Raw genomic sequence first — 7,107 nt, 5'->3', positions numbered from 1 at the left:
TCATCAACAATTGACATATCGCATAAATCATCTCTTTTTAATTGTTGTAGTGTTGTTATTGTCATAATCATCTCTTTTTAATTGTTGTAGTGTTGTTATTGTCATAATCATACCTCCTAATATTTATAATAACATATTATATCAAACATTTATATTATTTACAATAGAAAACAGATATTACAAACAAAACAGACAGAAACAGGCAAGACAACACTTCCACAGCTTAGTGATCTACATCCTGTTCAGGCGATTAAAGGATTTTTTACCGGAAAGTCTATTAGTAATGAAGATTTAGCAGCGGTTAAAGCGTACAATGCTGAGTTTGAAAATCTTCGTCAGGCAGCTATTAATGCTGGGCAAGATGTGTCTAATTTCAAGATGACACAAGAACAAACAAATGCTGTTATGGCGAATGCGTCTGACAATGCTAAAAATATTGTTGCTGGAGCTGACGGTGCTGCTGTTTCTCTTGGAGACCTTGAATTATCTGCAAAAGCTGCAAAAATAGGGTTAAAGGCTTTAGCCATGGCTGAGAATATGATTATAGGTATGGTGGTTGCCGAAGCTATCTCAAAAATGATTTCGGTCATTGATGATTGGATTCACGCCGAAGAAAAAGCAGAAGAAGCCCTTCAAAAAGCTCAGTCTACATCAGATTCATATAAATCGTCTTTAGAAAGTACAAGACAGAAACAACTTAAATCGGCAGAATCTATTAGTAAATTAGCTGGTCAATACGCACAACTTTCCGAAGGGGTTAATACTGCTACAAATGACAATATTTCATTATCAAATGAAGATTATAATGAGTTTTTAAATTTAAATAGTCAGTTGTCGGATTTGTTTCCAACCTTAACTAAACGATATGACAGTAATGGAAACGCTATTTTAAATCTGGGAAGTAATGCCCAATCTGTAACGAAAAAAATTAAAAACTTAGCTGATCAACAAGAAAGACTAGTCAATGGAGACGTTTTCGTGCGTTTATCACCACAGGATATTGCTTTAAGGCTAAGGTAATTAAGAAAGCGGCAGTACGTAGTTCTGCTAAGGTAACAGCAACGAACCGTATTGGCACGGCAAAGGTTGGTCATGTAGTAGAGGTCGGTCGTATCGTAGGTAAATGGGCACGCTTGAAAAATAAGACAGCGAGTGGCAAATATAAATATATCGCACTGTCAAAGCTGAAGGAAATCAAATAAATTAAATTGCTTTAAATATAATTTAAGGGTAGAGGCTATTATGCTTCTACCCTATTTTTTACGATTTATAGTCATATATGAAATCCAAATATGTTTTGAGTCTCATATATAATTGTAAATATTTGAACTTAGCCTTTCCCCATTTACAATGTTTTGATTTGCACCAATTTGGTAATTTTTTTGCACCAATCTGCACCAATTACCCCGTATAATACAGGATAATATAGTAAAATATCGTAAATATAACGAAAAAGGAAAGTATCGAAACCCTGTAATTTCAATACTTTCCTTGGTTTTTTACTCCATTGCGCCTTACTTAGCGTAATCGGTTACTCTGGATTCACGAATAACATTTACCTTAATCTGACCAGGATATTTCAGTTCATCCTCAACCTGCTTAGCGATGTCTCTTGCTAATAGTATCATGTCATCATCTGATACCTTCTCTGGTATAACCATGACACGAACTTCACGTCCTGCCTGAATGGCAAATGATTTTTCAACTCCCTTAAAGCTATTTGAAATATCTTCTAACTGTTTCAATCTGTTTGTATATGTTTCCAGTGTTTCTCGACGAGCACCCGGTCTAGCTGCAGAAATGGTATCTGCTGCCTGAACGATGCATGCGATCAAGCTTTCTGGCTCCACATCGCCATGGTGTGCTTCCACAGCGTTAATTACAATACCCGACTCTTTATACTTCCGACATAAGTCCGCACCAATCTGAACATGTGTACCTTCCATCTCCTGATCGACCGATTTACCAATGTCGTGAAGCAAACCTGCGCGTTTTGCTAGACGCACATCAGCACCAATTTCTCCGGCAAGTAAGCCAGACAAATGTGCAACCTCAATAGAATGTTTCAATGCATTCTGACCATAACTGGTTCTAAACTTCATTCTACCTAACAAACGAATTAATTCCGGATGAATTCCATGAACACCAACCTCTAATGTTGCTGCTTCACCTTCTTCACGAATCATCGACTCAACATCACGCTGTGCCTTCTCCACCATCTCTTCAATTCTTGCAGGATGAATTCGTCCATCAACAATTAGTTTCTCAAGAGCAATACGAGCAACCTCTCGTCTTACTCCATCAAATGCAGATAAAACAACTGCCTCTGGTGTGTCATCGATAATAAGATTTACACCTGTCAGAGTCTCTAATGTACGAATATTACGTCCCTCTCGACCAATAATTCGTCCTTTCATCTCCTCATTTGGCAACTGAACAACGGAGATTGTTGTCTCTGCTACATGATCCGCAGCACATCGCTGAATCGCAGTCACAACATAATCCTTTGCCTTTTTGTCTGCCTCTTCCTTTGCCTTGTTCTCTAATTCCTTAACGAGAACAGCAGTTTCATGTTTCACATCTTCTTCTACAGATTTTAACAAATATTCCTTTGCTTGTTCGGAGGTCAAACCGGAAATCTTTTCCAACTCGCGAAGATGGCTGTTCTTAATCGTCTCCAACTCTTTCTTAAGACGATCCAAATCCGCATCTTTCGCATTTAATTTGGATTCCTTCTTCTCTAAGGCTTCCGATTTTTTGTCCAGAGCTTCCTCTTTCGATAATACTCGCTTTTCATATCGCTGAATTTCGGCTCTACGCTCTTTGGATTCACGCTCAATTTCATTCTTATTCTTGATCGCTTCTTCCTTCGCCTCTAATAGGGCTTCGCGCTTTTTCGTCTCTGCAGTCTTTACAGCTTCATCAATGATCTGACGAGCCTTGTCCTCTGCATTGTTCAACTTCTGATTCTCAGATTCCTGATAACGCTTAATAGAAATCGTCTTCGTCAAAAGTGCCGTAACAACGATGGCAACCAGTAAGATCACAACGGCTACTATTTTAATAACCATTGGTGACATCGAACTGAAGCACCTCCTTATAAATATTCATTGCACATAGTACAACAGTTCAATTTTATACTTTTCACAGAAAAATGTCAAGTAAACTTCCCCTAATATTGGCAATCATTTCGCTCGCGCCATAGGTCAATTTGGCGACGAACAGCATCCAGTCGAAACCCCCGCCGATACAGTTTTGCCGTTACTTTTTGCTGCTCTTCATAAGATAGTTCTGTCCTTCCTCGGAGCAGTTTTTCCAGTGCCTTTTGCAGTGCCGGGGTATCATCCTCGTCAACAGCCTCTATTGCCAGCGTGATCCACTGCTCCGGAACGTGTCTTTTTTGTAAATCCTGACGTATTCTTCGCATACTTCGGGATTCGCGATATATTTCTACAAACCGCTTTGCATACCTCTTATCGTCAATATAATGATACCCGGCAACATATTGTATTGCTGCTTCCACTGCTTCTTCTGAGAATCCCGCCTGTTCTAACTTACTGCGAAGTTCCCATTCCGTGCGATCCATATGCTGCAACAATCCCATCGCTTTTTTCGTTGCCTTTAATTTCTCATCTTCCATCGATTATTCCGCATCGTCAGCCTTTTTGGCTGCCTTAACCGGCTCCTTAACTGTTTTATCAGACGCCTTTTCCTCATTCTCTACCTGATCAACACCCTCTTTTTGAGCATATTTTTCGCGTACTTTTTGTTCAACCTCTTCCATCAGATCCGGATGTTCTTTCAAGAACAGTTTTGCATTTTCACGTCCCTGGCCGATCTTATCTCCGTTATAGGCATACCAAGCGCCACTCTTATTGACAATATTTTCTGCAACGGCCAGATCCAAAATATCTCCTTCTCTGGAAATGCCCTCTCCGTAAATAATATCAACCTCAGCAGTACGAAATGGTGGTGCCACTTTATTTTTCACAACTTTGATCTTGGTTCGATTACCGATCGCCTCACCATCCTTTTTGATCTGCTCCCCACGTCTGACTTCCAAACGAATGGAGGAATAATATTTCAATGCACGGCCACCGGTCGTTGTCTCCGGATTACCGAACATGACGCCAACTTTCTCACGCAACTGGTTGATAAAAATCACCGTACAATTGGTCTTGCCGATGATCGCTGTCAATTTACGCAATGCTTGAGACATTAATCTTGCCTGAAGACCAACGTGAGAATCTCCCATCTCACCCTCAATCTCTGCTTTCGGAACCAGTGCTGCTACAGAATCCACGATCACAATGTCAACTGCACCGGAACGCACCATTGTCTCTGTAATCTCCAATGCCTGCTCTCCGGTATCCGGCTGTGAAATATATAGGTTGTCAATATCTACACCAATCTTCTTGGCATACACCGGATCCAGCGCATGCTCCGCATCAATAAAGCCGGCAATACCTCCGCGTTTCTGCACCTCTGCTACCATATGCAGTGCAACGGTCGTCTTACCGCCAGACTCCGGTCCATACACTTCTACCACACGTCCCTTTGGCACACCGCCAACGCCCAGAGCGAGATCCAACCCCAAAGAACCAGATGGTACGGTCTCCACATTCAAATGCATATTGTCGCCTAATTTCATAACGGAACCCTTACCATATGCCTTCTCAATCTGGGACAGTGCAGACTCCAACGCTTTTCTTTTATTTTCATCGATCTTTACTTCGTTTGCCATAACTAAATTCCATCCTTTCTTAATTCGAACAAGTGTTCTTTTTGTATGATAATGCTTTTTCATTATCCTGTCAACATCTTTTTGCAATTCAAGTATACTAATACTATATCTTTATTTTTAACATATGTCAATATATAATTATGTATTATTTTTATTACATCATGTCATATATTTTTAATCTGACGATATCTTTGGCTACATCTGCTAACTTGCTGCTGATCGATCAGATGGTATTTTGTCATATCGCGAAGACTTTTCACAAATTCCTGTCCGCTGATGGGCGCCTGTATCAAATCCTCTAATGTGTCCTCTATTGACTGACGGTACTGATCCATCGTGATCGCATGGGCCTCACAAAGAACACGATTTTTGTATATTTCCTTAAAATATGCGTCCAGGCGATTGCTGCGACTCACACTGTCACCCAATAAAAACGGGACCTTTGGCAACAGCTTCATCAAATTTGCCATTGACGTATTCGTTATGTATAATCCATTGCTCAAATAAAATAAATTTTTTTGGTAAACAAGTTCTCCGTCTACGTTACGTTCTGCATATTCCGGCAAAAGATCTTGAAACATTTTAGCAATGTACGTACTATATTGAAACGGAATATAATCCTTTTCGATATCTGCGGTTACATTTTTTTCATAATAAATACCCCTGATCTGATCCATGGGAATCTCAAATTCATTTGCATGGCCCTCTAGCACAAGAAAATGTAATGTTTTGTCAGTTCTCCAGGCAAATGCCGGAACCTGCTCTAATTTTCTCTCCTGGTAAGAATCAATCATAAGTTTCTGATGAGACTGTGTTACTTTATGCTGCCTTAATATCTTTTTGACATCTTTCGATTGAAGCGAGGCCAGATATCTTGCCTTGGCTCGCTGCCGTTCCTGTGGCGAATGCGCTTCTTTTCCTTCATCGTATGTATCTTTATTTGATTTTTGAGCCTTCTGTGTATTGATCGTAACAGAATTTACAGTCGCAAAGGCAACGGCCAACAATACAAGCGCTGCCAGTGCAAATACCGGAAGCTGCAGTATCCACGCCGCGATAAACAACGCAACAGACGCTATCCCCAGCAAAATCATTGCCCATAAAAAAGTTTTGTCTTGACAGACCCCTGTGTCATACTGCGTATAATTTTACTGATCATGACCGCAATCTCCCTCCTTCATATCTGGCATGTGCATCAACACAATGAAGCAGTGACTCAAACTGATCATCAAGCGTTCCTTCTTCCAAAACAACATCCAACGCTGCTGCAATATTGTGCAGCAACAGTTTGTCAATATACGGACGCAGTCCCACTAATAGCTGTCTCTTTTCTTGAAAAGACTCTGCATCTAATATTTGAAGCATGCCTCGCCTGGCGATTTCCATTTCTGTAATACGACCGGACAAATATTTTTCCGGCTGCCCCTTTTCCAGTGCCATACGCAGCTCTTCTTCGCTCACATCCGCCCCACCGGCAGGCACATTCTCCCCCTGTGCGCGCTGATTCTCGGATGCCTCTGATTCGTTCTCCTGAGACAAATCCTGCGCCGACACTTCAGACACACTCTCCTGCAAAGCACTTTTTGCCCCGGATACTTCTACCACTCTCTCCTGAGGTGCACGCTTCTCCCCGGATGCTTCTACCGTTCTCTCCTGAGGTGCACGCTTCTCCTCTAACACTTCTGCCATCTTATGATAAGTCGCCTCAAAAGCTGACAGAAATTTTGCCCATACGGTAAATGGTGCATGCATCTCCTGATATATGGCAAGCTCCTGCGCACTGCCCTCCTGCCTTGCAACCGCCATCAATTGTACAATCTTACCGGATTGATTCACATATAAATTACCTGCTGTCCATACTTTACTGCCCATTTTAATCTCCATTCCGCAGACACTCTGCCATACCTTATAACCTGTCTACATTCTCCATCAATTATACCACATATCCCCCTGTTCCGTTAATATCCGTTAATAAATTATTCCATCTTCCCATACCTCAATATCTCACACATCCACATATTGCTTATTATGTCAATAAAATAATAGCTATTTTGCAGCCGATAAAGTAAATTATCCTGTCTTCAAAAAACTATAGCAATTGCTGCAGAACGCAGAGTTTTCGCGTGATTTCTTATTTTGTTAAGTCTCTGATGAATACATGCCTGAAAGAGTGTCTGAGATGTCCCGGTTTAGCAAGGTATCATCCATTTTTGGACGGGACGCTTTCGCTACGATGCGCTACGTCACGTTACTTAATGTCTCTGAAATACGAGACATAAGTAACGACGAGCGCAAAGTCCCTTTCAAAAATGATGAATACCTTGCTTCCGGGACTTCGAGTTTCCGAAAGGCATGTAAATCAA

The 7,107-nt window shown here is 41.0% G+C and carries 6 protein-coding genes; 1 reads left to right on the top strand and 5 read right to left on the bottom strand.

Going from position 1 to position 7,107, the window contains the following annotated elements; genetic code table 11:
• Positions 1 to 378: 378 nt before the first annotated feature.
• Positions 379 to 1,020 (top strand): hypothetical protein, encoded by a 642-nt coding sequence (locus tag DW981_RS13770; protein WP_118508132.1) that lies wholly within the window; start codon positions 379 to 381, stop codon positions 1,018 to 1,020.
• A gap of 494 nt (positions 1,021 to 1,514) precedes the next feature.
• Here the strand turns inward: DW981_RS13770 and rny are convergent, their stop codons facing one another.
• The 5 genes from rny to DW981_RS13745 form a co-directional block, all read right to left on the bottom strand.
• Positions 1,515 to 3,080: a ribonuclease Y gene (gene rny / locus DW981_RS13765; protein WP_243034771.1), complete on the bottom strand. Its 1,566-nt coding sequence runs from the start codon at positions 3,078 to 3,080 to the stop codon at positions 1,515 to 1,517.
• Between the two features lie 92 nt (positions 3,081 to 3,172).
• Complete coding sequence (locus DW981_RS13760; RefSeq protein WP_118508131.1) at positions 3,173 to 3,640, bottom strand: regulatory protein RecX; 468 nt, start codon at positions 3,638 to 3,640, stop codon at positions 3,173 to 3,175.
• Positions 3,641 to 3,643: 3 nt separating this feature from the next.
• Positions 3,644 to 4,744 (bottom strand): recombinase RecA, encoded by a 1,101-nt coding sequence (recA, locus tag DW981_RS13755; protein ID WP_118508133.1) that lies wholly within the window; start codon positions 4,742 to 4,744, stop codon positions 3,644 to 3,646.
• Between the two features lie 164 nt (positions 4,745 to 4,908).
• On the bottom strand, positions 4,909 to 5,832 hold the full coding sequence (locus DW981_RS13750) for a hypothetical protein (RefSeq protein WP_147352663.1): 924 nt from the start codon (positions 5,830 to 5,832) through the stop codon (positions 4,909 to 4,911).
• Between the two features lie 67 nt (positions 5,833 to 5,899).
• Positions 5,900 to 6,616, bottom strand: coding sequence for a hypothetical protein (locus DW981_RS13745; RefSeq protein WP_118508129.1), 717 nt, complete (start codon positions 6,614 to 6,616; stop codon positions 5,900 to 5,902).
• Positions 6,617 to 7,107 lie beyond the last annotated feature (491 nt).

Source organism: Clostridium sp. AM49-4BH, from assembly GCF_003478335.1.
GTDB lineage: Bacteria > Bacillota > Clostridia > Lachnospirales > Lachnospiraceae > Butyribacter.
The sequence above is the reverse complement of the archived record's forward strand: the minus strand, read 5'-3'. Positions and strand labels throughout refer to the sequence as shown.

Excerpts from the sequence above, each read along its gene's own strand:
- DW981_RS13760 (WP_118508131.1), bottom strand. The coding sequence starts at position 3,640 with ATGGAAGATGAGAAATTAAAGGCAACGAAAAAAGCGATGGGATTGTTG.
- DW981_RS13745 (WP_118508129.1), bottom strand. The coding sequence starts at position 6,616 with ATGGGCAGTAAAGTATGGACAGCAGGTAATTTATATGTGAATCAATCC.
- rny (WP_243034771.1), bottom strand. The coding sequence starts at position 3,080 with ATGTCACCAATGGTTATTAAAATAGTAGCCGTTGTGATCTTACTGGTT.
- DW981_RS13770 (WP_118508132.1), top strand. The coding sequence starts at position 379 with ATGACACAAGAACAAACAAATGCTGTTATGGCGAATGCGTCTGACAAT.
- recA (WP_118508133.1), bottom strand. The coding sequence starts at position 4,744 with ATGGCAAACGAAGTAAAGATCGATGAAAATAAAAGAAAAGCGTTGGAG.